This window comes from Microbacterium oxydans (assembly GCF_900095745.1).
GTDB classification, from domain to species: domain Bacteria; phylum Actinomycetota; class Actinomycetes; order Actinomycetales; family Microbacteriaceae; genus Microbacterium; species Microbacterium oxydans_B.
The window spans coordinates 247929-273551 of sequence record NZ_FMIR01000019.1 but is presented as its reverse complement, the minus strand read 5'-3'; the positions used below and the strand labels follow the sequence as shown (position 1 = coordinate 273551).

At 68.5% G+C, this 25623-nt stretch carries 24 protein-coding genes; 12 read left to right on the top strand and 12 right to left on the bottom strand.

Annotated features, from left to right (window positions below):
• Positions 1-128 precede the first annotated feature (128 nt).
• On the bottom strand, positions 129-2045 hold the full coding sequence (locus BQ2383_RS16835; protein WP_091036571.1) for a heavy metal translocating P-type ATPase: 1917 nt from the start codon (positions 2043-2045) through the stop codon (positions 129-131).
• Between the two features lie 145 nt (positions 2046-2190).
• Between BQ2383_RS16835 and BQ2383_RS16830 the strand changes: the two genes are divergently transcribed.
• Positions 2191-3135 carry a DUF1254 domain-containing protein gene (locus BQ2383_RS16830; RefSeq protein ID WP_091036568.1) on the top strand — a complete coding sequence of 315 codons (945 nt, stop codon included), beginning with the start codon at positions 2191-2193 and terminating at the stop codon, positions 3133-3135.
• Between the two features lie 38 nt (positions 3136-3173).
• On the opposite strand, the gene BQ2383_RS16825 is transcribed toward BQ2383_RS16830, so the two are convergent.
• Genes BQ2383_RS16825 through BQ2383_RS16815 form a run of 3 tightly spaced genes read right to left on the bottom strand, consistent with a single transcriptional unit; the run spans position 3174 to position 5958 of the window.
• Entirely contained in the window at positions 3174-4523 is a 1350-nt protein-coding gene (locus BQ2383_RS16825; protein WP_091036566.1) for a cryptochrome/photolyase family protein, read from the bottom strand.
• Positions 4524-4562: 39 nt separating this feature from the next.
• Entirely contained in the window at positions 4563-4973 is a 411-nt protein-coding gene (locus BQ2383_RS16820) for a DoxX family protein (protein ID WP_091036563.1), read from the bottom strand.
• 34 nt (positions 4974-5007) lie between these two features.
• On the bottom strand, positions 5008-5958 hold the full coding sequence (locus BQ2383_RS16815; protein WP_091036560.1) for an alpha/beta fold hydrolase: 951 nt from the start codon (positions 5956-5958) through the stop codon (positions 5008-5010).
• Between the two features lie 165 nt (positions 5959-6123).
• On the opposite strand from BQ2383_RS16815, the gene BQ2383_RS16810 reads away from it, so the two are divergent.
• From BQ2383_RS16810 to BQ2383_RS16795, 4 genes are all read left to right on the top strand, one after another.
• Complete coding sequence (locus BQ2383_RS16810) at positions 6124-7281, top strand: histidine kinase (RefSeq protein ID WP_091036558.1); 1158 nt, start codon at positions 6124-6126, stop codon at positions 7279-7281.
• On the top strand, positions 7278-7967 hold the full coding sequence (locus BQ2383_RS16805; protein WP_091036554.1) for a response regulator transcription factor: 690 nt from the start codon (positions 7278-7280) through the stop codon (positions 7965-7967). Before BQ2383_RS16810 ends, BQ2383_RS16805 begins: the two co-directional genes overlap by 4 nt.
• 164 nt (positions 7968-8131) lie before the next feature.
• Positions 8132-10057 (top strand): threonine--tRNA ligase, encoded by a 1926-nt coding sequence (gene thrS, locus BQ2383_RS16800; RefSeq protein ID WP_244176059.1) that lies wholly within the window; start codon positions 8132-8134, stop codon positions 10055-10057.
• Positions 10054-10617 carry an HIT family protein gene (locus BQ2383_RS16795; RefSeq protein ID WP_091036548.1) on the top strand — a complete coding sequence of 188 codons (564 nt, stop codon included), beginning with the start codon at positions 10054-10056 and terminating at the stop codon, positions 10615-10617. The genes thrS and BQ2383_RS16795 overlap by 4 nt, the downstream gene beginning before the upstream one ends.
• Before the next feature lies 1 nt (position 10618).
• Here BQ2383_RS16795 and pdxY read toward each other — a convergent pair whose 3' ends face one another.
• Complete coding sequence (pdxY, locus tag BQ2383_RS16790) at positions 10619-11470, bottom strand: pyridoxal kinase PdxY (protein ID WP_091036546.1); 852 nt, start codon at positions 11468-11470, stop codon at positions 10619-10621.
• 45 nt (positions 11471-11515) lie between these two features.
• Positions 11516-12823 (bottom strand): aminotransferase class I/II-fold pyridoxal phosphate-dependent enzyme, encoded by a 1308-nt coding sequence (locus tag BQ2383_RS16785; protein ID WP_205829292.1) that lies wholly within the window; start codon positions 12821-12823, stop codon positions 11516-11518.
• A gap of 90 nt (positions 12824-12913) precedes the next feature.
• On the opposite strand from BQ2383_RS16785, the gene pdxS reads away from it, so the two are divergent.
• Both pdxS and pdxT read left to right on the top strand, forming a co-directional pair.
• Complete coding sequence (gene pdxS, locus BQ2383_RS16780) at positions 12914-13807, top strand: pyridoxal 5'-phosphate synthase lyase subunit PdxS (RefSeq protein ID WP_091036539.1); 894 nt, start codon at positions 12914-12916, stop codon at positions 13805-13807.
• Positions 13758-14408 (top strand): pyridoxal 5'-phosphate synthase glutaminase subunit PdxT, encoded by a 651-nt coding sequence (gene pdxT, locus BQ2383_RS16775; protein ID WP_091036537.1) that lies wholly within the window; start codon positions 13758-13760, stop codon positions 14406-14408. Before pdxS ends, pdxT begins: the two co-directional genes overlap by 50 nt.
• On the opposite strand, the gene BQ2383_RS16770 is transcribed toward pdxT, so the two are convergent.
• The 4 genes from BQ2383_RS16770 to BQ2383_RS16755 all read right to left on the bottom strand — a co-directional run bounded on the left by BQ2383_RS16770 (position 14405) and on the right by BQ2383_RS16755 (position 18943).
• On the bottom strand, positions 14405-15085 hold the full coding sequence (locus BQ2383_RS16770) for an alpha/beta fold hydrolase (protein WP_091036534.1): 681 nt from the start codon (positions 15083-15085) through the stop codon (positions 14405-14407). The two genes, pdxT and BQ2383_RS16770, sit on opposite strands and share 4 nt — an antisense overlap.
• A 74-nt stretch (positions 15086-15159) precedes the next feature.
• The gene (locus BQ2383_RS16765) at positions 15160-16530 is read right to left on the bottom strand and encodes a reverse transcriptase family protein (RefSeq protein WP_091036531.1); all 1371 of its coding nucleotides are present in this window, start codon (positions 16528-16530) and stop codon (positions 15160-15162) included.
• Positions 16531-16862: 332 nt separating this feature from the next.
• Positions 16863-18206, bottom strand: coding sequence for an FtsX-like permease family protein (locus BQ2383_RS16760; RefSeq protein WP_091036527.1), 1344 nt, complete (start codon positions 18204-18206; stop codon positions 16863-16865).
• Positions 18203-18943 (bottom strand): ABC transporter ATP-binding protein, encoded by a 741-nt coding sequence (locus BQ2383_RS16755; RefSeq protein WP_244176036.1) that lies wholly within the window; start codon positions 18941-18943, stop codon positions 18203-18205. The genes BQ2383_RS16760 and BQ2383_RS16755 overlap by 4 nt, the downstream gene beginning before the upstream one ends.
• Before the next feature lie 123 nt (positions 18944-19066).
• On the opposite strand from BQ2383_RS16755, the gene BQ2383_RS16750 reads away from it, so the two are divergent.
• Complete coding sequence (locus BQ2383_RS16750) at positions 19067-20350, top strand: sensor histidine kinase (RefSeq protein ID WP_091036523.1); 1284 nt, start codon at positions 19067-19069, stop codon at positions 20348-20350.
• A complete protein-coding gene (locus BQ2383_RS16745) occupies positions 20331-20993 on the top strand; it encodes a response regulator transcription factor (RefSeq protein WP_091036521.1) in 663 nt (220 codons plus the stop codon). The genes BQ2383_RS16750 and BQ2383_RS16745 overlap by 20 nt, the downstream gene beginning before the upstream one ends.
• Here the strand turns inward: BQ2383_RS16745 and BQ2383_RS16740 are convergent.
• Together BQ2383_RS16740 and BQ2383_RS16735 are read right to left on the bottom strand one after the other, a co-directional pair.
• Entirely contained in the window at positions 20969-21919 is a 951-nt protein-coding gene (locus tag BQ2383_RS16740) for an aminoglycoside phosphotransferase family protein (RefSeq protein WP_091037627.1), read from the bottom strand. The genes BQ2383_RS16745 and BQ2383_RS16740 overlap by 25 nt on opposite strands.
• Positions 21920-22012: 93 nt before the next feature.
• Entirely contained in the window at positions 22013-23407 is a 1395-nt protein-coding gene (locus tag BQ2383_RS16735) for a pyridoxal phosphate-dependent decarboxylase family protein (protein ID WP_347876384.1), read from the bottom strand.
• Positions 23408-23517: 110 nt separating this feature from the next.
• Between BQ2383_RS16735 and BQ2383_RS16730 the strand changes: the two genes are divergently transcribed.
• The 3 genes from BQ2383_RS16730 to ruvC all read left to right on the top strand — a co-directional run bounded on the left by BQ2383_RS16730 (position 23518) and on the right by ruvC (position 25602).
• Positions 23518-24120 (top strand): hypothetical protein, encoded by a 603-nt coding sequence (locus tag BQ2383_RS16730; RefSeq protein WP_091036518.1) that lies wholly within the window; start codon positions 23518-23520, stop codon positions 24118-24120.
• A 108-nt stretch (positions 24121-24228) separates the two neighbouring features.
• Positions 24229-24990 carry a YebC/PmpR family DNA-binding transcriptional regulator gene (locus BQ2383_RS16725; RefSeq protein WP_091037620.1) on the top strand — a complete coding sequence of 254 codons (762 nt, stop codon included), beginning with the start codon at positions 24229-24231 and terminating at the stop codon, positions 24988-24990.
• A gap of 45 nt (positions 24991-25035) precedes the next feature.
• Positions 25036-25602, top strand: a complete 567-nt coding sequence (gene ruvC, locus BQ2383_RS16720; protein WP_091036516.1) for a crossover junction endodeoxyribonuclease RuvC — start codon at positions 25036-25038, stop codon at positions 25600-25602.
• Positions 25603-25623 lie beyond the last annotated feature (21 nt).

The window sequence follows — 25623 nt, the reverse complement described above, 5'->3', positions numbered from 1 at the left end:
TCACCGGCGGCTTCGACCGATCGTCCTGGAATCGCCACGGTGCTGTCACCGCGTCTCCTGGACTGTGCCCCCACCCACCGAAGAATGGGCAGGATTCGCGTTCGACCAGTGAGCCGGGAGTCCGCGTCTCACGTCATCCGTTGAGGTGAATCGTCGCGCTGTTCGGCGCCCGTGCGGGGGGAGATGGAGGCGGCCGGGAGCACTGTCCTGGGGCCGCCCAGCGCGCGGAGCGCGTACAGGATGGTCGCGAGGTCGACGAGTTCCTGGACGAGCGCCCCGACGACAGCGGGGATGAGCCCGGTCATCGCGACGATCATGAGTCCGATGCTCAACCCGATGCCGATCCAGATCGCGGTGAGAGCGACCCGCAGCGTGTGACGACCGATCGAGACGGCGTCGACGAGCTTCGCCAGCGAATCGACGAGGATCACGACGTCGGCGGCATCGCCAGCTGCCGTCGCGCCCTTGGCTCCCATGGCGACGCCGATGTCCGCGGCGGCCAGGACGGGTGCGTCGTTGACGCCGTCGCCGACCATCATGACCGGGCGCGGTTGCAGCTCAGTGGCGAGAGCGACCTTCTCGGGCGGCAGCAGTTCAGCGTGGACCTCGGAGATGCCCACCTGATGAGCCACCGACTCCGCCGTCGGGCCGACATCGCCCGTGAGCATGACGATGCGATCCACCTCGTGTGTGCGCAGCCACGCGATGACAGCCGCTGCTTCGGGCCGCGGATGGTCGGCGAGGACGAGCACCCCGGCGAAGCGACCGTCGACCGCGACGTATGCTGCGGCCTGGCTCAGCTCGAGCGTCGCCCGCGCCGTGTCGGGCGCGAGAGCCGCCACGTAAGCGGGCTTGCCCACCACCACGTCTCTTCCGTCGATCTCGGCGACGACACCGTTCGTGGCCTCCTCTCGAGCTTCGGCGGCGCCGAGGAGCGTGATTCCGCGCGCCTCTGCTGCGCGGCGGATCCCCTCGGCGAGCACGTGCGTCGAGTACTGCTCCGCCGAGGCGGCGAGCTGCAGGACCTCATCCGCGCCGAAGCCGTTCGCGGGCCGGACGTCGACGAGCTCCGGTCGGCCCTGAGTGAGCGTGCCCGTCTTGTCGAACGCGGCCGACCGCACACGGGCGATCAGCTCGATGACGGCCCCTCCCTTCATGATCACGCCTGTCTTCGCCGCACGCGAGAGACCGCCGAGGAACGCGACCGGGGCCGCGATCAGGAGCGGGCAGGGAGTCGCGAGCACGAGGACTTCGGCGAATCGGGATGCCTCGCCCGATACGGCCCAGGCCGTCCCTGCCAGGACGAGTGACACCGCGGTGAACGGAATCGCGAAGCGGTCGGCCAGGCGGACCACCGGCGCGTGGGAGTCTTCCGCGGCGTGCACGAGCGCCACGATCTGCTGATACTGGCTGTCCGCGCTGCTGCGGACGGCACGGATCCGCACGGCACGGCTTCCGTTGATGGACCCGGACAGCACCTCGTCTCCGGATTCACGTGACACGGGCATGCTCTCACCGGTCAACGAAGACTCATCGAACGTGCCTGATGACGTGAGGAGCTCGCCGTCGACCGGGACGATCTCCGACGGGCGCACGAGGAGTACGGCGCCGACGGCGACCTCGTCGACGGGCACATCCCTGACCTCATCCGACTCCGCGGACTCCGCGTGCACGAGCACGTGTGCGATGCGCGGAGACCGATCCAGCAGAGTCGAGAGGTCACGCTTCGCTCGACGGCCGGCGAAGTCCTCGAGGGCCTCTCCGCCGGAGAGCATGAGCACGATGATGAGCGAGGCGATGTACTCGCCGACGGCCAGCGTCGCCACCATCGCGACCACCGCCAGGATGTCGAGGCCGACATGGCCGCGGAGTACGTCGCGCACCATTCCGACGAGGGTCCAGACGACGAACACCGCCACGTAACCGGTGGCGACCCAACGTCCGAGGGCCGGGGCATCGACCGCGTGGAGGACCAGCACGCTCACGAACACGAGGACGGTCGTCGTGATCGCCGGATATCGCCAGAGCACGCGGAGAAACCTCATGCCCCAGCTTCCCGCGTATCGGTGCGCACGTCCACCGCGGCGGAACGACTCGCGGATGCAGCGCGAGACGCGGCGATTCCGCGCGCCTCACCGGCGACCGTCCCACCCGATAGTGTGTGGGCAACAGAGCAGCGAGGAGCCCCGGATGAGTGCCCAGATCGTCGATGTCGACAACTTCACGCGGGTAGAAACCGACACGATGATCGACCGGATGCTGCCGATCATCGGCGGGGTGGGCGTGTTCCACCACGACCGTGCGCTCCCGCCCCTAGACCAGCAACCGGTGATTCGACAGAACCGCGACACGCTCTATTCGGTCGCGATCATCGATCTCAGTGGGGGCCCCGTCACGCTCACACTGCCGGAGGTCGGAGACCGGTACGTCTCGGTCATGATCATCAACCAGGACCACTACATCAACCGTGTCTTCCATCGGGCAGGCTCCTATCCCCTCACGATCGAGGAGTTCGAGACCCCGCACGTCATCGCTGCGGCGCGCATCCTCTTCGACCCGGCAAGTCCGAGCGACCTCGAAGCGGTGAATGCGATCCAGGATCAGATCACTCTCACCGCGAGCGGCACTCAGGAGTTCTCTCACCCCGAATACGACCACGACAGCTACGTCGAGGTTCGCGAAGCCCTGCTCGTGCTGGGCAAGACGATGGGTGGACTGTCGGGATGCTTCGGAGCGAAGGAAGACGTCGACCCCGTGCGTCACCTGGTCGGCACGGCGCTCGGCTGGGGTGGCCTTCCCGATGCGGAGGCGTCGTACATCAACATCGACCCCAAGCTTCCCGTCGGCCGCTACACCATGACCTTCCGAGACGTGCCCGCCGACGCGTTCTGGTCGGTCAGCGTCTACAACGCGGCCGGCTACTTCGAACCCGGGCCGATCGGCGCCACGAACGTCAACTCCGTGTTCGCCACCAAGAACGAGGACGGATCGACCACCGTGCGCCTCGGCGACCACGGCGACGATGCCGCGAACTCCATTCCCCTCCCGGAGGGCTGGAACCTCCTGATCCGGCTCTACCGGCCGCGGCTCGGTGAGCTCGCCTCATGGAAGGTGCCGGAGATCATCGCCGGCTGACCACACCCCGGCGGTGCAGACCTCGCCGTCTTCGAGCATCAGGAAGGCGCTCGTGGCGCCCGCTTGACCTCGTCGTACGCCGCGAGCGCGGCCTTCCTGGTCTCACCGAGGTCGACGATCGGTTCGGTCGGTGCTTCGGATGCCCACTGCGAGATGTAGAGCCCCTGCGGGTCGAACTTCTTCGCCTGCAGCTCGGGATTGAAAACGCGGAAGTACGGGGCCGCATCGGCACCGGAGCCCGCCACCCATTGCCAGTTGAACGGGTTGTTGGCCTCGTCAGCGTCGACGAGCGTGTCCCAGAACCACTCCTCGCCGAGTCGCCAGTCGATCAGCAGGTTCTTCACGAGGAAGGAGGCCACGACCATCCGGACGCGGTTGTGCATGTAGCCCGTGTGCCAGAGCTCCCGCATTCCCGCATCCACCAGCGGCACTCCGGTCTCGCCGTGCTGCCAGGCTTCCAGATGCGTGGGATCGAGGGGCGGCCAGGGGAATGCGTCGAACTCGCGACGCAGACTCCGGGTCGCGAGGTCGGGGGAGTGGTACAGCGTGTGCCAAGCGAACTCCCGCCAACCGAGCTCGGAGAGGAATCCGCCGGCACCGTCCACGCCGACGGCCTCGTGCCAGACCGTGAAGGGGCTGATCTCTCCCCAGCGCAGCCGCGGGGAGAGCAGCGAGGTCGCACCGGCAGCGGGTTCGTCGCGCGCGCGGTCATACGAGGGGAGGTCGTGAGCGAGGAACTCCGTGAGGCGTCGCCGGGCGGCGGGTTCCCCAGGCTCCCAGGTGTCGCGCAGGCCCCCGGCCCAATCCGGCCGGGTGGGCAGCAGATCCCAGTCGTCGAGAGCATCGGAGGCGGGGACATGATCCGGGCCATCGACTGTCCGTGGCTCCGGAAGCGGCGCGCGTGGTGCCGGCAGCGCGAGACACGCGCGCCAGAACGGGGTGAAGACGGAGTAGTGGGTGCCGCTGTCGGTCGTCACGGTCCACGGTTCATGCAGCAGGGATGCCGCGAAGGACGCGACCTCGAGTCCATCGGCCCGGAGCGACGACTTCAGCGATGAGTCGATCTCGCGCTCGGCACCCCCGTACCGGCGGTTCCAGAACACGGCGCCGGCCCCAGCGTCCGCCACCGCCTCGCGGACGACGTGCTCGGCGGCGCCGCGACGCAGCACGAGTGCACCGCCACGCTCACGGAGACGCTCGTCGAGCGATGCCAGCGAGTGGTGCAGCCACCAGCGGGCTGCGCCGCCGAGGGGGCGGATGCCCGGCGACTCCTCGTCGAGCACATAGAGCGCGATGACCGGTTCGCCTCGATCGATCGCGGCGCGCAACGCCGGATTATCGGCGAGGCGGAGGTCGTCGCGGAACCACACCAGCGAGGGGGATGTCATGGGACCATTCTCTTCGAGCTCACGGGGATGGTCCGTCTCTCAACGCCGACGGTGGTTTCGGCGGGGTGTCTCGCCGCCGGTCGACCACAGCGCCCACAGCACGAGAATCGGCTGCAGGAACAGCCGGCCGAACCGCCGAGCATCCGTGTCGAGTCCCGGCGTCGAGCGCTTGGTCTGCCACTGGTGGATGTTCCCGGGAATCACGGCGACGAAGAATGCGGCCGTCGCCCAGCCGATGCGGCGGCGCTCCTTCGGCAGCGCGAGGAGCCCCGCCGCAAGCGCGACCTCTGCGGCGCCCGAGGCGATCACGATCGTGTCCTTGTCGAGCTTGGTCAGGCGAGTGGCCCAATCGGGCACCACGACCCGGAACCCGCGGGTGCTGAGAAAGTGGCCGACACCGATCGCGCCGAGCGCGACCGCCAGGATCCATCGTGCGACTGCTCTGTCCATCCGTTCACGTTACGTGATGTCCAGAGCTCCGGCGTCACTCCGCGGCGGGCATCCTGGTGCGCTCCCACGAGCGGAACCCGTCGACGATCTCCGGCGTGTGCGTGTGGTGGAGATAGTGCGTTCCGTCGAGCGGCACGACCGTTCCATCGTCGACGGCCGCGGCCTGCTCCTCGTGCAGATCCACCCAGGTGGGGACGGTCGGATTATCTGCCACGACGAACAGCAGCAGGGGGAGGTCTTCGGGGAAGCTGGTGCCCAGAGCATCGTCGAAGTTCGCGTGGAGCAGAGACATCGCGTTCAGGTAGGTGGGGCTCAGCGTGTTCCGATTGGTGAGCAGGGCGATCTGCTCCTGCACGTCTGCGGAGTAGACGGACTCGTCGTAACCCGTGCCGCGGAACGACGCGATGAGTCGCACGAGCCCCAGGTTCTTCGCCGCGCCGAAGAGTCCGACGGGCAGCTCGGTGTCCGAGCCGGGCTGTCCGGGGACGCTGCTGTCGATTCCGACGAACGCCCGCACCTCATCGGGGTAGCGGTTCGCGAACTGGATGCCGTAGATGCCGGCGATGGAATGCCCCATCAAGACGTAGTCGTCGACGCCGAGCTCCTGCAGGGCGGAGTGCGTCTCGGTCACGATGTTGTCGGTGGTACGGGCGCGATCCGTCCCGTCGCTCAACCCGTAGCCGAACGGCTCCACGACGATCACGCGATGGTCCTTGGCCAGCTCGGTGACGAGCGGCTCGAAGTCGAGCACGGGAGATGCGGTGCCGAAACCCGGGAGGAGAACGATGTCCTCCGAGCCCTCACCGGTGATCATGACGTTCATCTCGTGCCCGTCCACGGTGACCTTCTGCCCGTACGGCTCGATGCGATCCTGTTCGACCGCGGTCGCCACCGCATTGCCGACCGTGGTGGCCACCAGTCCGACCGCGATCACGGCGACGACGGACGTGAGTGCGATGAGCACTCTCTTGACGGGCTTCTTCATGCCGACCTCTCTCGGCGCACGCGCTGTGCGCCCTCATCCCAGCGTGCCGCGCGGCATCCGCTGCCGCGTCGCCCTGCCGCAGACACCCGTGTACTGCGATCGCAGTACACGCAGCTCATCCCGGCGGGGGATCCGAGACCCGGCGCCGCGAGGAATACTGGTGAGATGCCGGCACCTCGTCCTCCACGAATCGCGGCGCCGCTCGCTGACGTGATCGCCGTGGCCGTGGTGGTCGTCTTCGCGGTGTCGCCCTTCCCGGATGAGGCGTTCCGCGCGACCGGATGGCTGCTCGTCGTCGCGCTCGTTCCCGCGGTCGCGATGCTGTTCCGTCGAAGGCTTCCGCTCGTCGTGCTCGCCGTGAGTCTGCTGTGCGCGGTGGTCCTGGCGTTCGCGGGCGTCCTGTCACCGAGCGCGCTCATCGCGATGGCGATCAGCGCCTTCGCCGTCGTGGATCGTCGAGGGCGCCTCGTCGGGATCGTCGCCGTGAGCGCGGCAACGGCCATCGTCTTCTTCGTCAACGCGATCCCGCTCGCCGGCGATCTCTTCGATCCCCGCGCACTGCAGTTCGTCTTCATCATCGCCCTCGCCGGGGCCCTGGGGGACGCGACCAGGTCACGACGCGAGTTCGTCTCCGCCATGACCGAGCGCGCGGAGCGGGCCGAGCAGGGGAGGGATGAGGAAGCGCGGCGACGTGTCGCCGAAGAACGGGTGCGCATCGCGCGCGACCTGCACGACGTGGTCGCGCACCAGATCTCGGTCATCAGCCTCAACGCGGGCGTGGCGTCATCCGCGTTGGAGACCCGCCCGGAGCGTGCGCGGGAGGCCCTGAGCACCATCCGCCGTTCCTCTCGCACCGTGCTCGCCGACATCGGTGGGCTGATGGCGCTGCTGCGCTCCGACGATCCGGATGATGTTCGCGACCTTCGTCCGCAGGTCGGCCTCGCCGGTCTCGACGGGCTCCTCGCGCAGTTCCGCGAGGCGGGGCTGCGCGTCGATCTGCAGGACGATCCCGATCGGCCTACTCTGTCGCCGGCCAGTGATCACGTGGCTTACCTCGTGGTCCTCGAAGGATTGACGAATGCGCACAAGCACGGAGCGGGTGGCGCGGCGACCGTCCGGCTCCGAGCAGATGACGGGTCGCTCCGCGTCGTCGTCGACAATCAGGTGGCGACGGAATCCGAGGCGGTGTCGGGTGCAGGGGGCCACGGGCTGCGTGGACTGCGCGAGCGCGTCGCTGCGGTCCGGGGAGATGTGCAGACCGGCCGGGACGGAAGCGCGTTCCATCTCGAGGTGCGGATACCCCTCGACGGAGGTGCACGATGATCCGGGTGCTCGTCGTCGATGATCAGCCGTTGGTGCGGCAGGCGGTCCGCGACATCCTCGTCGACGGCGGTATCGAGGTGGTCGGCGAGGCCGCCAACGGTCGCGAGGCGGTGTCCGCGGTGCGCGAGTCGATGCCGGACGTCGTCGTGATGGACATCAGGATGCCGGAGCTCGACGGCATCGCCGCCACCGCCCAGATCATGAGCGCGGCGCAGTCCACCGCGACCCGCGTGCTCATCCTGACGACCTTCGAGGAAGACGACTACGTGGTCGCCGCACTCCGTGCCGGTGCGAGCGGCTTCATCGGCAAAGGGGCGGAGCCGGACGACATCGTCAGCGCCGTGCGCGTGGTGCACCGCGGTGAGGCTCTCCTGTCGTCGGCGGCGACACGGTCGCTGATCGAGCGCTCCGTGCTGCCGCAGCATCCGCGAGCCGATGCCTGGCACACCGAGCCGCTGCGACAGCTCACCGAGCGGGAGCGCGAGGTGCTGCTCCTCGTGGCGGGCGGGGCGTCGAACCAGGACATCGCGGACGCCCTCGTGATCTCACCGCACACCGCGAAGACCCATGTGAACCGCATCATGTCGAAGCTGCACGCACGCGATCGTGCGCAGCTCGTGATCCACGCCTACGAGTCGGGGATCATCGTCCCCTCGCGTGGCGCCGACCAGCCGGGCTCACGGTGACAGACAACGACACTGATCACGGTGTCCGACACCGTCGCGAAGCGGTCAGGACCCCGTGATCATGCGAGTAACCTGGACACCGACCCAGATGGAGAGTTTCTGTGCCTGAAAACGCCCGGCCGCACGATGGCTTCGCCCTGTTCACTGACCGAAACGTCGTCGCGATGCGCGTCAACGGCGATCTCAAGGATCTCGCCACGACGGTGACCGATACCGACGAGGTCGAGCCGGTCACGATCGACAGCCAGGACGGGCTGAACATCCTCCGTCACTCGGCCGCGCACGTGCTGGCGCAGGCGGTGCAGCGTATCAACCCGCAGGCGAACCTCGGCATCGGCCCGCCCATCACCGACGGGTTCTACTACGACTTCGGCGTCGAGACACCCTTCACGCCCGAAGACATCAAGGCCATCACCAAAGAGATGCAGCGCATCGTCCGTGAGGGCCAGCGCTTCGTCCGCCGTGTCGTGACCGACGACGAGGCACGCGCCGAGCTCGCGGACGAGCCGTTCAAGCTCGAGCTCATCGGGCTCAAGGGTGGGAAGGAAGCCGCCGAGGGCGCCTCCGTCGAGGTCGGCGAAGGCGAGCTGACGATCTACGACAACACCACCCGTGACGGCGAGGTCGTCTGGAAGGACCTCTGCCGCGGGCCGCACCTGCCCAACACGCGCATGATCGGCAACGGCTGGGACCTCACCCGCATCGCTGCGGCCTACTGGCGCGGCAGCGAGAAGAACCCGCAGCTGCAGCGCATCTACGGCACGGCATGGCCGACCAAGGACGAGCTGCGCGCCTACCAGCACCGCCTCGAAGAAGCTGCCAAGCGCGACCACCGGCGCCTGGGCAAGGAACTCGACCTGTTCTCGTTCCCCGAGGAGATCGGCTCCGGGCTCTCGGTCTGGCACCCGCGCGGCGGCGTGATCCGCGGCGAGATGGAGCAGCACGCCCGCAAGCGCCACATCGAGGGCGGCTACACCTACGTGTACACGCCGCACATCTCGAAGGAAGACCTCTTCCTCACCTCGAACCACCTCGTCACGTACAAGGAGGGGATGTTCCCCCCGATCGTCATGGACGAGGAGCGCGACGACGAGGGCAACATCACCAAGCAGGGCCAGGACTACTACCTGAAGCCCATGAACTGCCCGATGCACATCCTCATCTACAAGGAACGTGCGCGCAGCTACCGTGACCTGCCGCTGCGGTTCGCCGAGAACGGCACGGTCTATCGCAACGAGCTCTCCGGTGCGCTGCACGGTCTCACCCGCGTGCGCGGCTTCACTCAGGACGACTCGCACCTGTTCGTGACGCCCGATCAGCTCGAGGCCGAGGTCAGCAAGGTCCTCGAGTTCATCCTGTCGATGCTGCGCGACTTCGGTCTGACCGATTTCGAGCTCGAGCTCTCGATGAAGGACGACGAGAAGTCGAAGTGGATCGGCTCGGACGAGTTCTGGGAGTCGTCGACCGACGCCCTTCGTCGCGTCGCGGTCGCCTCGGGCCTGAAGCTCACCGAGGTCCCCGGCGAGGCCGCGTTCTACGGCCCGAAGATCGACCTGAAGACGCGTGACGCGATCGGTCGCACCTGGCAGCTCTCCACCGTGCAGGTCGACCCGAACCTGCCGGAGCGCTTCGACCTCGAGTTCATGGACAAGGACGGGCAGAAGAAGCGCCCGATCATGATCCACCGCGCGCTGTTCGGCTCGATCGAGCGGTTCTTCGCGATCCTGCTCGAGCACTACGCCGGCGACTTCCCGGTATGGCTGTCTCCCCTGCAGGTCGTGGGCATCCCGGTCGCCGACGACTTCGCCGACTACCTGGGCGACGTCATCGACACGCTGCGCGCCCAGGGCGTGCGTGCCGAGCTCGACACGTCGGACGACCGGATGCAGAAGAAGATCCGCACCCACACGACCGGCAAGGTCCCGCTGCTGCTGATCGCGGGGGAGAAGGACCGCGACGCGGGCACCGTCTCGTTCCGCTATCGCGACGGTACGCAGGAGAACGGTGTGCCGATCGCGGACGCAGTGGCCCGCATCCGCGCCGTCATCGACAGCCACGGCCTCGTGCAGACAGCAGGGGACCTGGCGTGACCGAGGGGGCGCAGCCGCTGGAGGATGCCGGACTCCTCGCCGGGGTTCCGGACGAGTTCCAGCGGCTGTGGACCCCGCACCGGATGGCGTACATCCAGGCCGGGCCTGAGCCGCTGCGTGAGGAGTGCCCGTTCTGCGAGGCGCCGAAGTTCCCGGACGAGGAGCGGCTGGTCGTGGCGCGGGGGGAGACGGCCTACGTGCTGCTGAACCTCTTCCCGTACAACTCCGGGCACCTGCTCGTCTGCCCGTACCGCCACATCGCCACGTACGACCAGGCGACGCCCGAGGAGGTCGCTGAGATCGGCGCCCTCACGCAGACCGCGATGCGGGTGCTGCGAGAGGTGTCACGCTGCGACGGCTTCAACCTGGGCATGAACCAGGGCGCCGTGGCGGGCGCCGGCGTCGACGCCCACCTGCACCAGCACGTGGTGCCGCGGTGGACGTCGGACGCCAACTTCTTCCCGATCATCGCGAAGACCAAGGCGCTCCCGCAGCTCCTCGGCGAGGTGCGCGAGGCCGTGGCGCAGGCCTGGCCGACGTCGGAGCCCGCTTCGCAGTAGCTCAGCGCACCTGACGGGCGGTGAACTGCATCTGCGGGTTCGCGTAGAACTCCTGCGCCTCGACGAGCTGCAACTCGCGCTCACCGGACTCGAGTGTGGCCTTCAACAGGTCGTAGACACTTGACGCCGTGCGCTCCAGAGCGATCTTCGCGCTACGGGTCTCGACGTAGTGCGCGGTGAACAGTGCCGCTGTCACATCGCCCGAGCCGTTCGCCTTCATCGGCAGGTGCGGGGTCTGCACCAGCCACGCACCCTGCTCGTCGGCGGCGAGCATCTCGATGGTGCCCTCTTCGCGGTCAGGGCGCTCGACGCTCGTCACCAGCACGGTGCGCGGACCCATCGCGTGGGCGAGGTCGACCGAAGCGAGGGTGGACTCGAGCGTGTCCGGCTCGGTGTCGGTGAGGAAGCCGAGCTCGAACTGGTTCGGCGTGATGATGTCGGCGACCGGGACGACGCGCTCTCGCAGCAGAACCGGGATCGCCGGGGCCACGAAGCACCCCGACTTGGCGTTGCCCATGACCGGGTCGCAGGCGTAGACGGCGCTCGGGTTCGCGGACTTCACGCGGGCGACCGCGTCGATGATCACGTCGCCGATGCCTTCGCCGCCCTGGTAGCCGCTGAGGATCGCGTCGATCTGACCGAAGACGCCGCGCTCTTCGATGCCGGTGATGACCTCGCGGACGTCGTCCGGAGCGATCATCGGCCCACGCCAGGCGCCGTAGCCGGTGTGGTTGGAGAAGTTCACGGTGTAGACCGGGAGCACCTCGACGCCGATGCGCTGCAGCGGGAACACCGCGGCGGAATTGCCGACGTGCCCGTAGGCGACGGCTGACTGGATGGAGAGGATCTTCATTCTCCGGCTCTTTCGTTCAGGGCAGGCGGGTGCCCGCGAGGGTGGTCATCGCCCGGCCGCGACGAGATCGGCGACGAGGGTCTCGGCCTCATCATCGGACAGGTCGTGCACGGTCAGGCGCAGATGGTGGGACGGTTCTGCGCGGTCGTCGAGCGCGAAGTCGTCGCCGGTGCGGGCCAGCCACCCGCGGCGCATCAGCCGATCGGCGACGAGACGCGCGGGTTGCGGCAGCTCGACCCACAGGCTCATGCCGTCGGATGCTGTCGCATCGATCCCGCCGGCGCGCAGGCGCTCTGCGAAGGCGGCATTCCGCTCGGCGTAGTGGGCGGCCGCTGCGGCGACCTCGGTCATCACGGCGTCGTCGGTCAGCTGGGTCAGCGCGAGACGCTGCAGCAGGTGGCTCACCCACGTGGTGCCGGGACTCAGACGCATCGCGAGCCGTTCGGCCGTCTCGGCATCGGTCGCCGCGATCGCGAGGCACATGTCGGGTCCGAGAAACTTCGACACGGAGCGCACGAGCGCGAATCGGCGGTGGTCCGCACCGATGAGTGACTCGTACCGGCGCTGCGACAGCATCGAGAAGTGGTCGTCCTCGATGATCAGCACGTACGGGTGATCAGCCAGCACGGCTCGGAGCTCGGCGGCTCGAGACGCGGTGAGGCTCGCTCCGGTGGGGTTCTGCGCGCGCGGGGTGCAGATGATCGCGCGGACGCCGGCGTCCAGCGCCGCACGCAAACCGTCGACGGTCATGCCCTCGTCGTCGACAGGCACCGGGACGGCGCGGTATCCGCCCAGTCGCACCGTGTGGATGCTCGCCAGGAAGCACGGGTCCTCGAGCGCCACGGCATCGTCGCGCATCAGCGCCTGCGCGAGAAGCCGCTCGACCGCGTCGACGGCGCCGCTGGTGATGGTGATGCGGAAGTCGACATCGGCGAGGTCGGCCGAGATCCACTGCCGGGCCCATTCCTCGAGTCCGCGATCGATCACGGGCTCGCCGTAGAGCACGGGGCGCGAGGCGATGGTCATGAGCGCGGGTGCCGGGTCGGGGATGAGGCGAGGGTCCGGGTTGCCGGTGCCGATGTCGCGGAGCACCGTGTCGGGGGCGTAACCCTCCTGCGCCACTGCTTCGAGGCCCGCGACCACGGTGCCGGCTCGCCCGCGCGAGACCACCAGGCCGGCCTGAGCGAGCTGACGGTACGCAGCCACGGCGGTGTTGCGATTCACGCCGAGGGTGGCGGCCAGCTCTCGCACCGGGGGGAGGAGACTTCCGGGCTGCAGGGATCCGCGATCGCGCAGCGAACGCACGCTGTCGGCGATCTCCGACGCGGTGGTACCTGTGATCTGGTCGCTCATGATCCTCCTCAGCGATTCTAGGTCGAATCGGACAGTGCTACGTTTGATCTAGATCAAAACCCACTTCGGTGCATCCGACAGGAGTTCCCCATGACCGAGCAGACAACCACCGGATCCTCGCGCGTCAAGCGCGGCCTCGCCGAGATGCTCAAGGGCGGTGTCATCATGGACGTCGTCACCGCTGAGCAGGCGAAGATCGCCGAAGATGCGGGCGCCGTGGCCGTCATGGCGCTCGAGCGCGTGCCGGCCGACATCCGCGCACAGGGTGGGGTCTCGCGCATGAGCGACCCCGACATGATCGACAGCATCATCGATACGGTCTCGATCCCGGTGATGGCGAAGGCGCGCATCGGGCACTTCGTCGAGGCCCAGGTGCTGCAGGAGCTCGGCGTCGACTACATCGACGAGTCCGAGGTGCTCTCGCCAGCCGACTACGTGAACCACATCGACAAGTACGAGTTCACCGTGCCGTTCGTGTGCGGTGCGACCAATCTGGGCGAGGCACTCCGCCGCATCAACGAGGGCGCCGCGATGATCCGCTCCAAGGGCGAGGCCGGCACCGGCGACGTCTCCGAGGCGATGAAGCACATCCGCAAGATCCGTGGAGAGATCGCGGCCCTCGCTGCGCTGCCCAAGGACGAGCTGTACGTCGCCGCCAAGGAGCTGCAGGCGCCCTACGAGCTGGTCGCCGAGATCGCCGAGACCGGCAAGCTCCCCGTCGTGCTCTTCGTGGCCGGCGGAGTCGCGACCCCCGCAGACGCCGCGATGATGATGCAGCTCGGAGCAGACGGCGTGTTCGTCGGCTCGGGTATCTTCAAGTCGGGCAACCCCGCCGAACGCGCCAAGGCCATCGTCAAGGCCACCACGTTCTTCGACGACGCCAAGGTGATCGCCGAGGTCTCGCGCGGTCTCGGCGAGGCGATGGTGGGCATCAATGTCAGCGACCTCCCCGCGCCGCACCGTCTCGCCGAGCGTGGCTGGTAACACCCGCGTCGGAGTCCTCGCGCTGCAGGGCGACGTGCGCGAGCACGCCGCCCTGCTCGCGCACCTGGGCGCCGATGTCGTGCTGGTGCGCCGACCGGAAGAGCTCTTGTCCGTCGACGGACTCGTGATCCCCGGCGGCGAGTCGAGTGTGATCGACAAGCTCTCGCGCATCTTCGGGATGCAGGAGCCGATCCGCACCGCGATCGATGCAGGGCTCCCGGTCTACGGGACGTGCGCCGGACTGATCCTGCTCGCCGACACGGTGCTCGACAGGATCGACGGCCAGGAGTCGTTCGGCGGAATGGACGTCGACGTCCGTCGCAACGCCTTCGGACGCCAGACGGAGTCGTTCGAGACGGAACTCGACGTCCCCGCGCTGGGGGAGCCTCCGATGCGCGCGACGTTTATCCGCGCCCCCGTGGTCGAGCGTGTGGGCGCCGGTGTCGACGTCCTGGCATCGCTCACGGACGGCACGGTGGTCGCCGTCGAGCAGGGCAGCCTGCTCGGCACGAGCTTCCACCCGGAGGTCGATGGCGAGACGCGCTTCCACGAGCGCTTCCTCGACAAGGCCCGGGCCCGTGCCGGGACGTACGCGCGCTAGCGCCGGTGCGAGAGCAGCCAGTCGTACAGCTCGGGGTTGTCGTAGGTCTCGGTCCAGGAATCGTGGCCGACCCCCGCATAGCGCGTGAACCGCACGTCGGCGTCGAGCGACCGGAGTTCGGTGGTGATCTCCTCCGTGGCGGAGATCGGCACGACATCGTCGGCGTCGCCGTGGAAAGCCCAGACGGGCAGGTGACGAATCGGCTCAGCACTCTGCATCCAGAGCCCGCCGCAGATCGGTGCGATAGCGGCGAACCGTTCGGGATAGCGCACCGCCAGGCTCCAGGTCCCGAAGCCGCCCATGCTGAGCCCGGTCACCGATATGCGGGCCGGATCGACGCGGTGCGTCGAGACGACCTCGTCGACCAGCCCGGACAAGGTCGAGAGCTCCGCGACCCACTGACTCGACTCACCGCACTGCGGGGTGACGAGGACGAAGGGGAACTCGTGCCCGTCATCCGCCAGCCGCGGCGGGCCGTGCACCGCGGCGAGGTCGAGGTCGGAACCTCGTTCGCCCGCACCGTGCAGGAACAGCACCAGAGGCCAGAGCCTGCCCGGATCGGAGTCATAGTCATCCGGAAGGTGGACGAGATACCGCAGTACATCGGCCGGGGTCGGCGCGTCGTCGTGGACGTCCGACATGCGAGCGGCAGGAGCGATGTGTCGTGATCTGCGCATACCTCCATCCTGCGCCATCCGTGCCGGTCGTCCGACGGTAGGCTCACTTGGCCACTCGCGCCCGATCGCAGCGGTCACCAACGGATACGCAGAAACTCCGCACGGAGTTTCGCGCCTCGCTGGGGGTTCAGGCTCTCGACCCACGAGATGCGGCCGAGCAGATGTGCACGGAAATCGTCGAGTCGGCGGTGATTCTGACTGCGCGGACCGTGCACGACGCAGTTGTGGATCGTCGCCTTGAGCCGGTCATAGTCGTCTCGTGAGACATTCGTTCGCTGGTTGACGACGATTCCGGTCACGCTCTGCCTGACGCCCTGGCGTCGGACCCTCGTTTTGTGCGGGTTGGCCACATGCCCCTCGTCCTCGATGATCCGCTGCACACCGCGGATGAAGGCATCAGGTCGCTTCGCGAGTCTCGGACCGCCGCTGAACGAGAGGTCATCGGCGTATCGCGTGTAGGTCGCATCGACGGCATCCGCCCATCCCGTCAGCCGTGAATCCAGGCGCCGGATGGCGAGGTTGGCAAGCATCGGCGAGGAGGGAGCGCCCTGCGGCAGATGACTCGTGGCCAGAGCCCGACGCAGGGCGAACCGCTCGTCGGATGATCCGCCCGGTGGCATGGCAGCAAGCACGCGCGGAGGAACGGCGTTGCTGCACAGCCCGGTCACGACGTGCGCGACCGGCTCGGACAGTCCCGACTGCCGAAGCGTTCCGTAGATGCGACCGCCCGTCACGCGGGCGAAGAACGTGGTGAGGTCGAGGGATATGACGATGTCGGCCTCCGTGTGGAGCGCGGCCCCAGTGGCCGCGCTGCGACCGGGCATGAAACCGTGGGCGGCATCGTTCACGGCTATGAGGCCGAGCACCTGTTCCAGGAGACTGCGCTGCACACGGCGCATCCGTTGCTCCGGGATCTCTAGCAACCTGGGGATCCGCCCGTGCCGTGTGCGCCACTCGTACCGGTAGTGGTGCAAGGCTCCTGTGCGCGCGCGCCGATTCCAATGTTTGGTGTCGGCGAACCACTGGAGCCGGCCGACGTCCAGATCGAGCATGGCGGCGAGATCCGGGATGCTGTCGATGCGGGGAAGAGCGCCCGAGGGCGGCTGCGACGCCGATGGACCGACTACGCGGTGCTGGATGCGCAGCGGCGAACGGCGCTCGTCGGCTTTGCGCACCGCTTCTGCGAAATCGGGCGAACGGAGGATCACCGACGTCAGCAGTCGCGGGGCATCGACAGGCGGGCGGACGAAGGAGGTCAACACGTCGCCGACGAGCGGAGAGAGCCAACGGCGACGCGCTCCCATGACATACGCGCCGGCCTCGACGAGCTGCTCCTTCGCCCAGACCTCGGAGGCGAGGAAAGCGTCGGCCAGAGAGGCGGCCACCAACGACGGCAACGGTCGCGGCGTGCGCCCCAGCACGCGTGATGCGGTGGAGGGCGCCATCAGAGGGCAGCCGCGGAGCGGGCGCCGGGCGTGCGATGGCCTGCGTACGACTCGTCCATCAGTGCGGGCACCGGTCTGCGCGAAGCGCAGTAAGGCGCCTGCGGCGTTCGTTCCAGGTCAGACTGCGTACCCCGGGGTGACCCCGGAGAGAGCGGAACACGTCGTGAACCACTCGCCTCGTCCGCAAGCCATCGCACGCGGCCACCATAGCAAGGAACACCAACGTCCGGATGGCATCGAACGCAGCCCCGGCGATGAGCCGCGACTACGCGGCCCTTCGCGAGTATGCGAGCGCGTCAGCCCCTGCGGCCGCGCCCGGATCGCGACCGCGACTACTCCACGGCGAGGGTGCGAGGAATCTCGGTGCGGAGAGCGGTGACCGTCGGCAGGACTGTGGCGGCCAGGAGCAGGGCGAGTCCACCGCCGGCGATCAGCCCGATCGTCGGGAACGCGATGACGGGGCCGGGCAGCGAGAGCTTTCCGGCGACGACGAGGCCTCCGACCGCAGTGGCGGCTACCCCCAACATGGCCGCAGTGACCGCATAGGCCAGAGCTTCCCAGATCGCGGTGAGCACGATCGCACCGCACGTGGAGCCCACGGCCTGGATGAGGGCGAATTCCCGCTCGCGGGTATGACCGGACATGAACACGGTCGCCGCGGCCGCCACGCCCGCGAGGAGGAGGGGGCCGCCGAGGAGGATCACGACCCCCTCGGGGGCGAGGTCGAATCCCGCGTCGCTGCCGCTTCGCACGGCTTCCGCCGCGGCCAGTGTCGCACCCGTCGTGTAGAGCCCTCCCGCGAGGGCGATCGCGACCACGAGGGGACCGATCGCCGCGCTCGACCGAGACAGGCGGTACCGGGCGGAGTTCCGGGCGAGGAACCACGTCGCGGAGATGGTCGTCGGCACCATCGCGGTCCAGCCGCGGAGGACGAGAGGGAACACGATCGGGCCTGCGGCGGCGAGGGCGGCCGCGATCAAGGGTGTGAGCAGGATGGCCTGCCCCGAGAACGCGGACATCGATGCATCGCCGTCGAGGGTCGTCGCGAGCGCCGTGGTGCCTCCGAGAGCGCACACGGTCAGGATGATGCGGAACCATCCCATCCGGATCCGCGGGGGCTCTGCATCACGAAGTGCCTCGATGGCCGGGGTCCGACTGGCCCGCCGCGCACTGCGCAGTCCACCGAGCACCACGGTGAGCGCAACTGCGGCGATCACGATGAGGCCGCTGCCGATACCGAGGTGGAGGCTCACGCCCTGCATCTCGGGCCACTCCCGGAACACCCAGACGAAGAGGGACGGGAACATCGGCAGCGCGAGGAGCCAGCCGACGAGCGCGCCGATGATGCCGATGATGCCGAGCTGGGTGAGAACGATGACGGCGACCAGCGCGGGCCGGACGCCGACGAGCTGCCACAGCGCGTAATCGCGCAGCTGCAGGGCGATCGTGAGATTCGCCGTGGAACCGAGCACGATGAGCGCCGTGATGGCCGCGAACATGATCACAGCGGAGCTGGTGCTGGCGAGCCCCTCCTGCACGGCGCCACCGTGGAAGGTGCCGGTCTCGAGCAGACCGGCGGCGTGCGCACCGACGAATCCGGAGGTGACGGTCACGGCGAGCACTCCGAGCCAGACGCGCCACCGCAACATCAGATCGGAGACGATCAGGGCGATCATGCCGAAGCCCCGGCGAGAGTGATCGCCTCGAGCACCTGCTCCGGAGTGGGGTGTCGCAGTTCTCGATGGATCGTCCCGTCGCGGAGCACGAGGACGCGATCGGCGAGGGCGGCGGCCTCGAGGTCATGGGTGACCATGACGACGGATCTGCCATCGCCGGCCGATGCGCGAAGCAGGCGGAGCACGTCGGCGCCCGTGGCCGTGTCGAGCGATCCGGTGGGTTCATCCGCGAACACGATGTCCGGCCGCAGGGCGAGCACGCGGGCGATGGCGATCCGCTGCTGTTGGCCGCCCGAGAGCTGTCCGGGGCGATGCCCGCCACGGTCCGTCAGGCCGACGTCGGCGAGCGCACGGTCAACGTCCGCGCGCTGCACGCTCTGCCGCGCAAGCCGGGCGGGAAGCGCGATGTTCTCCCGCGCCGTCAGCGAGGGGATGAGGTTGAAGGACTGGAACACGAATCCGACGTGACGGCGACGCAGCGCGGCGAGCGCGCCGCGCCGAAGGGACGAGAGCTCTCGACCTGCGAGGTGGACGCTCCCGGTGTCGTAGGGCTCGAGACCCGAGAGGCAGTAGAGCAGGGTCGACTTGCCGGAACCGCTCGGACCGACGATGCTCACCATCTCGCCGGGATGCACATCGAGGGATATCCCGCGCAGGACGGAGACGCGCGGCTCCTTCCGACCGGTTCCGGGGAATGTCTTCTCGAGGTTCGCGGCGCGAATCAGTGGTTCGATCACCCCTCCATTCGAGCGCGCACCGAGAGGCGCGGCGAGAGACCGGAGTGGACAGTCGTGGTAGAGCTGGCTCTACTCTTCGCTCGATCGCCCGCTGCCCGGCTCCGCGATCCGTAGGGTTGAGGCATGAGAGCGCCGACCGTCTGGCACGCGATGATGCGCGCACCCTGGCGGTTCCTGTTCGGCGCGTGGCCATGGCGCGCTCTCGGATACCTGTCGGCGAGCGTCGCGATCGGTCTTCTGCTGCTGCCGATCACCATCCTGACGTTGCTGTTTCTGCCCCTGTGGGGCATCGTGATCGGCGCGCTCGAGCGGCGACGTACCCGGCTCTTGGGTTTTCCTGCTCAGCCGTCCGGTCACGTTCCCCTCCGGCGCGACCAACGTCATCTCTGGCTGTCCGTGCGGATGAACGAGGGAGCGACCTGGAGGGAGACGGTCGCGCTGCTGCTCGATCTGGTCGTCGGCTGGCTCGTGCTCGCCCTGGTGTTCTTCCAGGGCCTGCTGCTCGTGCTCCTCGTCTACGTCGCCGTGTCCGGGGTGCGTGGACCCACGCGGCTCAACCTCTTCGGCGACGTCTGGATCGTCGCGACTCCTCATACCTGGTTGCTGCTCGTCCCGATCGCCGCGCTCTCGCTGTGCGTGTTCGCCTACGCCAACGCCGTGCTCGCCGCCGGGCAGGCCACATTGCTGCGTTCGCTCTGCGGTCCTCGACAGCACGAGATGACGCGCAACGTGGAGCGTCTCGTGCAGTCGCGCGCTGCGCTGGTCGAAGCCTTCGAGGCGGAGCGGCGGCGCATCGAACGCGACCTGCACGATGGCGTCCAGCAGGAACTCGTGACGCTCGCCGCGCGCCTCGGCATGGTGAGTCTCGAACTCGACGACCTCGACGCGACGGGTGCCGACACCGCCCCGGTCCGCGGTGCGCTCGACGTCGCCCAGGGACAGGCGGAACACGCGATGGCGACGCTGCGGGATACCGTGCGAGGTATCCATCCTGCCGTTCTCACCGACCACGGGCTCCGGGCAGCCCTGGACGAGTTGGCCGACCGGGCGCCGATCCCGCTCCGGCTGGAGATCCCGGACCTCGGCAGGCTGCCGGCGCCGGTGGAGACGGCCGCCTACTATTTCGTGACCGAGGCGATCAGCAACGCGGCCAAGCACACCGTCGCGACCAGGCTGACCGTGCGTGCCGGGGTGACGAACGCCATCCTCGACGTGCTCGCCATAGACGACGGGCAGGGCGGAGCGGATGCGAATGAGGGAACAGGTCTGCGAGGACTCACCGAACGCGCCGCCACCCTCGGTGGTCGGTTCACGATCGACAGCCCGGACGGCGGGCCGACGACGCTCCGTATGACGATGCCGCTGCAAAAAGAATGGGCGGTGTCGGATGCGTCTGTTGCTCGCTGAAGACTCCGCGCTGCTGCGCGAGGCCCTGACGGCTCTGCTCGAGCGGCTCGGCCACATCGTCGTCGCGACCGCGCAGTCGGCGCCCGAGCTGCGGGCGGTGTTCGAGCGCCTGGCCGCGGCCGGCGATGCACCCGACGTCGTCGTGACCGACGTGCGCATGCCGCCGGACGAGACGGACGATGGACTCCGCGCCGCGCTCGACATCCGCGCCCTGCACCCGGCGCAACCGGTCATGGTGCTCTCCCAGTACATCGCGGACACCTACGCGCGAGAACTGCTCACGCTTCCGGGTGGCGGCATCGGCTACCTGCTGAAGGATCGGGTGAGTCGTGTCCGCGACTTCGCGACCGCGCTCGACACGGTCGCAGAGGGTGGCACCGTCATCGACCCGGACGTGGTCCAGCACCTCCTGAGCAGTTCGCGTCAGGGGCCGCTCGACGCACTCACTGGGCGGGAGCGCGAGGTGCTCGGCCTGATGGCCGATGGACAGTCGAACTCCGACATCGCCGTTTCGCTCACGCTGACGGATGCGGCCGTGAGTAAACACATCGGCAACATCTTCACGAAGCTCGGCCTCGGACCCGTCGAGGAGAACCGCCGAGTGAGAGCCGTTCTGACTTACCTCGACGCCGCGCGTTCCTGAACCTGCAGCAGGGCTGCGAGCCAGCGCAGCGCGGGGCCGGCTTGCGCACGCTGGAACCCTCGGAGGCCGGGGAGCTGGGGTATCTCGGGTTGCGCCTGTGCGAACCAGAGATAAGACGCGAAGCCCGAGATCACCGGCAGCATGTCGTGAACGGGCGGGGCTCCGTGCTCTTCGAACAGCGGCCACGCCTCTTCGCACGCGGGACCGCCGGAGGCCTCGACGCTCGGCAGCAGAAAAGGGAGATCGATCCACGGGGCTCCGCGGCGGGCGTGCGGCCAGTCCACGAATCGTGCGTGCCCGTCGCTGATCAGGATGTTGTCGGCACGCACGTCGTCGTGCGCGATGACGTCTCCGCCGACCGCAGCGCGGAAGTCCTGTTCGATACGCAGCAGATCACTCATCCGCTCTCGGACCAGGATCGGGAGACCGGCGAGCAGCCGCTCATTGAGGGAGATCTGCTCCCATCGGGTGAAGTCGGGGAGCATGCTGTCGGCCGCGTCTCCCAGGTCGAGTGGCGCCTTCGTCGACGAGAGGATGCGGAGGGTCGAGGCGATCGAATGCAGATCATCCACCGACCAGGGGCTGCCGGGGTGGTGCCCGTCGATCGCCTCGAGCACGAGCGCAGCGCCGACCGTCTCGTCGACCTCGCCGAGCACCGCCGGGGCGATCGTCGGTGGCAGTGTCCTGAGCACCTGCATCTCGGCACGGAGGAAGTGCAGCGAGTCGGGGTGCCAATCCCGCGCGCACGCCTTCACGAAGGCCTTCCCCTTGGTGGTGGTGACCACACCGGCGTAGGACGCACTGAATCCGCTTTGCGCCGGGTCGTCGCGGACGAATCGTCCTCCGATCACGTCGACGATGCGCGCGCGCACCACCAGGGGGAGTGCGGTCCACTCCGGTCGAAGGCGGTCTGCGCCTGCGCTCATCGTGACGGTCCCTTCGCTCGCAGCGTCGCGATATCCCCGGGGCACGGGTTCCTCGACGCTAGCAGCAGCCGGCGGCAGGACCAACGGTCTCGGTCACTCGGTGCGTGAACCTGCGTCGACCAGGGCGCGGATGGCCTCGACGGTGCGGTCGACGTCGTCCGAAGTGGTCGCCCACGACGACATCGAGCACCGCAGGGCCGCACGGCCCTCCCACTCGGCGCCCGTCATGGCCGCCGTCCCCTCGACGAGGATCGCCGCGCCGAGCGCACGCGTCGCTTCGGCGGAGCCGAGGCGGAACATCACCTGTGTGTAGTCGACCTCGTTGATGACTTCCACCGAGTCCACCGTCCGGAGTCCCGCGGCCATGGCGACGGCGTGGGCATGCAGGCGATCCATCAGCTCGGCGATACCCGATCGTCCGAGACTGCGCAGCGCGGCCCACGCGGGAACCCCGCGGGCGCGTCGCGAGAGCTCGGGCGTGACATCCCACGGGTCGAGCCCTGAATAGATCAGATAGTCGCCTCCGGTGCGGAACGCCGCGATGGAGTCCGCCGGGTCGCGCACGATCGCCATGCCACAGTCGTAGGGCACGTTCAGCGTCTTGTGGGCGTCTGTCGCCCAGGAGTCGGCATCCGCCATGCCCGCGGTGAGGTGGCACAGTGCGGGGGAGGCCGCCGCCCACAGCCCGAACGCGCCGTCGATGTGCACCCACGCGCCGTTCCGGTGTGCGACCGGGATGAGCGCGGCGAAGTCGTCGAAAGCGCCGGTGTGCACCTCACCCGCCTGCAGACACACGATGAGGGGTCCCTCGCCGCCGGTGAGAGCCTGCTCCAGCGCGTCCGCACTCATGCGTCCTTGCTCGTCGGAGGGTATGACCGTCAATTCCGCTCGTCCGATCCCCAGGAAGCGTGCGGCACGGTCGATGGATCCGTGCCGGTCGGCCCCGACGACGAACCGCAGCGTGGGGGAACCCTGGAAACCCTGCTCGGCGATGTCCCATCCCGCGCGTGCGAGAACCGCGTGTCGCGCGGTGGCCAGGCAGGTGAAGTTGGCGAGCTGCCCGCCCGTGACGAAACCGACGCTGGCGGCCGCGGGGAGGCCGAAGAGGTCGAGCATCCACTGCCCGGCGACGCGTTCCATGGCGACCGTGGCGGGTGTGAGGGTCGACGAACCAGAGTTCTGATCCCACGCCGAGACGAGCCAGTCGGCGGCCAGGGCTGCCGGATGCGTGCCGCCGATCACGAAGCCGAAGAACCGGCCGCCGGGGATCGCGACGAGTCCGGGGTCGGCGAGCACGGCCATCTCCTCGACCACTGTCGCGGGGTCCATGCCGTGCTCAGGGAGCGGGCCGCCGAACGCTGTCAGCATGTCGTCGAGTGAAGCCCGGGGCCACACCGGTCGCTCGGCGACCGAGTCCAGGAATCGGAGGGCGGCGTGATGCGCGGTTTCCAGTGCACGCGACCTGTCGTCAGGAGCCATCTCGTTCATGCCTCAGGCCTACACCCGGGTGTCGCCTCGCGCCAGAGGTCGCGCGCTCACGCCGGTTCGCGAGGAGCCCGGACGCGAGCGGGCCCCATGCGATCAGTAGGGTTGATCGCATGATCGGCGCACGTGAATGGCAACTCATCGGCCTGAACAACCTCTACATGAACCTGCAGCGACTGCATGTGTATGATCGCGCGTCGACGATGATCAGCGGGACAGCCGAGGACGAGGCGCGGACCGCTGCCCTTCGCGGATGGATGGACGCGGTCGTGGCGGCGATGGAGCCGGTGTTGCAGGGAGGAGAACTCGATCAGGCGACCCAGGACTCTCTCCTGCCGCTGGTGCCGTGGCTCCGTGACGAGGTGGCTCGCTACTACGCGCTGCACGATCCGGCAGCCCCGTTGCGGGAGCAGGCCGCGTTCGGTGCAGCCCACGTGCTCGCCTGCGACTACCAGACGAAGGGCGAGCGGGCGATCGCCGAAGCGGTCGACAAGCCGGAGGAGGCCGATCGCCTCCTCCAGCGCGTCCCGATGATGATGGCGCTCGTCCGGCAGGCGAACACCGCGGTCGGAACCTGTGCCCAGGGTGAGCCGAGCGACGAGATCGCGGGCTACATCACCGAGCATGTGCGGGTTGCGCGCGGCGATGAATCGCGCATGTTGCTGCAGATCGGTGCCGCCCCGGTGACGTTGCAGGGCCGCGACCCGCGCGAATGACGGCTGCGCGGACGGCCGCGGTGGACGCCGCTCGGTCGACCGCGGCTTTTCGATAGAATGGACGACGCCCTGGGCACGCTCCGGGGCGGATACGACGAGCGGAGACTTATGTCCGGGCATTCCAAGTGGGCGACCACGAAGCACAAGAAGGCCATCATCGACTCGCGGCGTGCGAAGTCCTGGGCCAAGCTGATCAAGAACATCGAGGTTGCGGCGAAGCTCGGCGGACCAGACCTCGTCGGCAACCCGACACTCTTCGACGCGGTGCAGAAGGCCAAGAAGACCTCGGTCCCCAAGGACAACATCGACCGCGCAGTGAAGCGTGGTGCCGGCATCGGCGGCGAGGTCGTCGAGTACACCTCGATCATGTACGAGGGCTACGGACCCAACGGCGTCGCGCTCATGATCGAGTGTCTGACCGACAACAAGAACCGGGCGGCCGCTGAGGTCCGCACGGCGCTCAGCCGCAACGGTGGGACGCTCGCCGACCCCGGCAGCGTCGCCTACAACTTCAGCCGCAAGGGCGTCATCGTCGTCGGCTCCGAGGGCACCACCGAGGACGACGTCATGATGGCGGCGCTCGAGGCGGGCGCCGAGGAGATCGAGCCTCATGCCGAGGGCTTCGAGGTCATCACTGAGGCGACTGACCTGGTGGCCGTGCGCAGCGCGCTGCAGGAAGCCGGGATCGACTACGAGTCGGCGGACGTCGAGTTCGTTCCGAACCTCAAGGTCGAGATCGACGCCGACACCGCACGGAAGATCTTCCGCCTGATCGATGCCCTTGAAGACAGTGAAGACGTGCAGAACGTGTTCACCAACTTCGACCTGTCGGCCGAGGTCCAGGCCGAGCTCGAGAACGACGACGCGTAGGCGCGCCGGGCGGCCTGTGTCGGTGTGCCCACCTAGCCTGGGGGAGTGACCTCCTCTCTGCGCGTGCTCGGCATCGACCCCGGCCTCACGCGTTGCGGTGTGGGCATCGTCGACGTCGATCCTTCGCGTCGCGGCACGCTGGTGCATGTGGGAGTGATCCGATCGTCACCGGATGCCGAGGTCGGTGATCGTCTGGCCATCGTCGCGGCCGGGATCCGTGCGGTGATCGCGGAGCACCGCCCGGATGCGGTCGCCGTCGAGCGCGTCTTCGCGCAGCAGAACACCCACTCCGTGATGGGGACGGCCCAGGCCAGTGGCGTGGCGCTGCTGATCGCGGCCGAGTCTGGGTTGCCCGCCGCCACCCATACGCCGAGCGAGGTGAAGGCCGCGGTCACCGGCTACGGCGCCGCCGATAAGCGCCAGGTGCAGACCATGATCGCGCGCATCTTGCGACTGGACGCGCTTCCGCAGCCGGCCGACGCGGCCGACGCCCTGGCGATTGCGCTGTGCCATGCCTGGCGTCGCGGTGGCCCCACGGCATCCGGGCAGGGGGCGCTCACTCCCGCGCAACGGGCCTGGGCGGACGCCGAGAAGCGTGTCGCTCGAACATAGGTCCGAACCACGCCCTAGGCT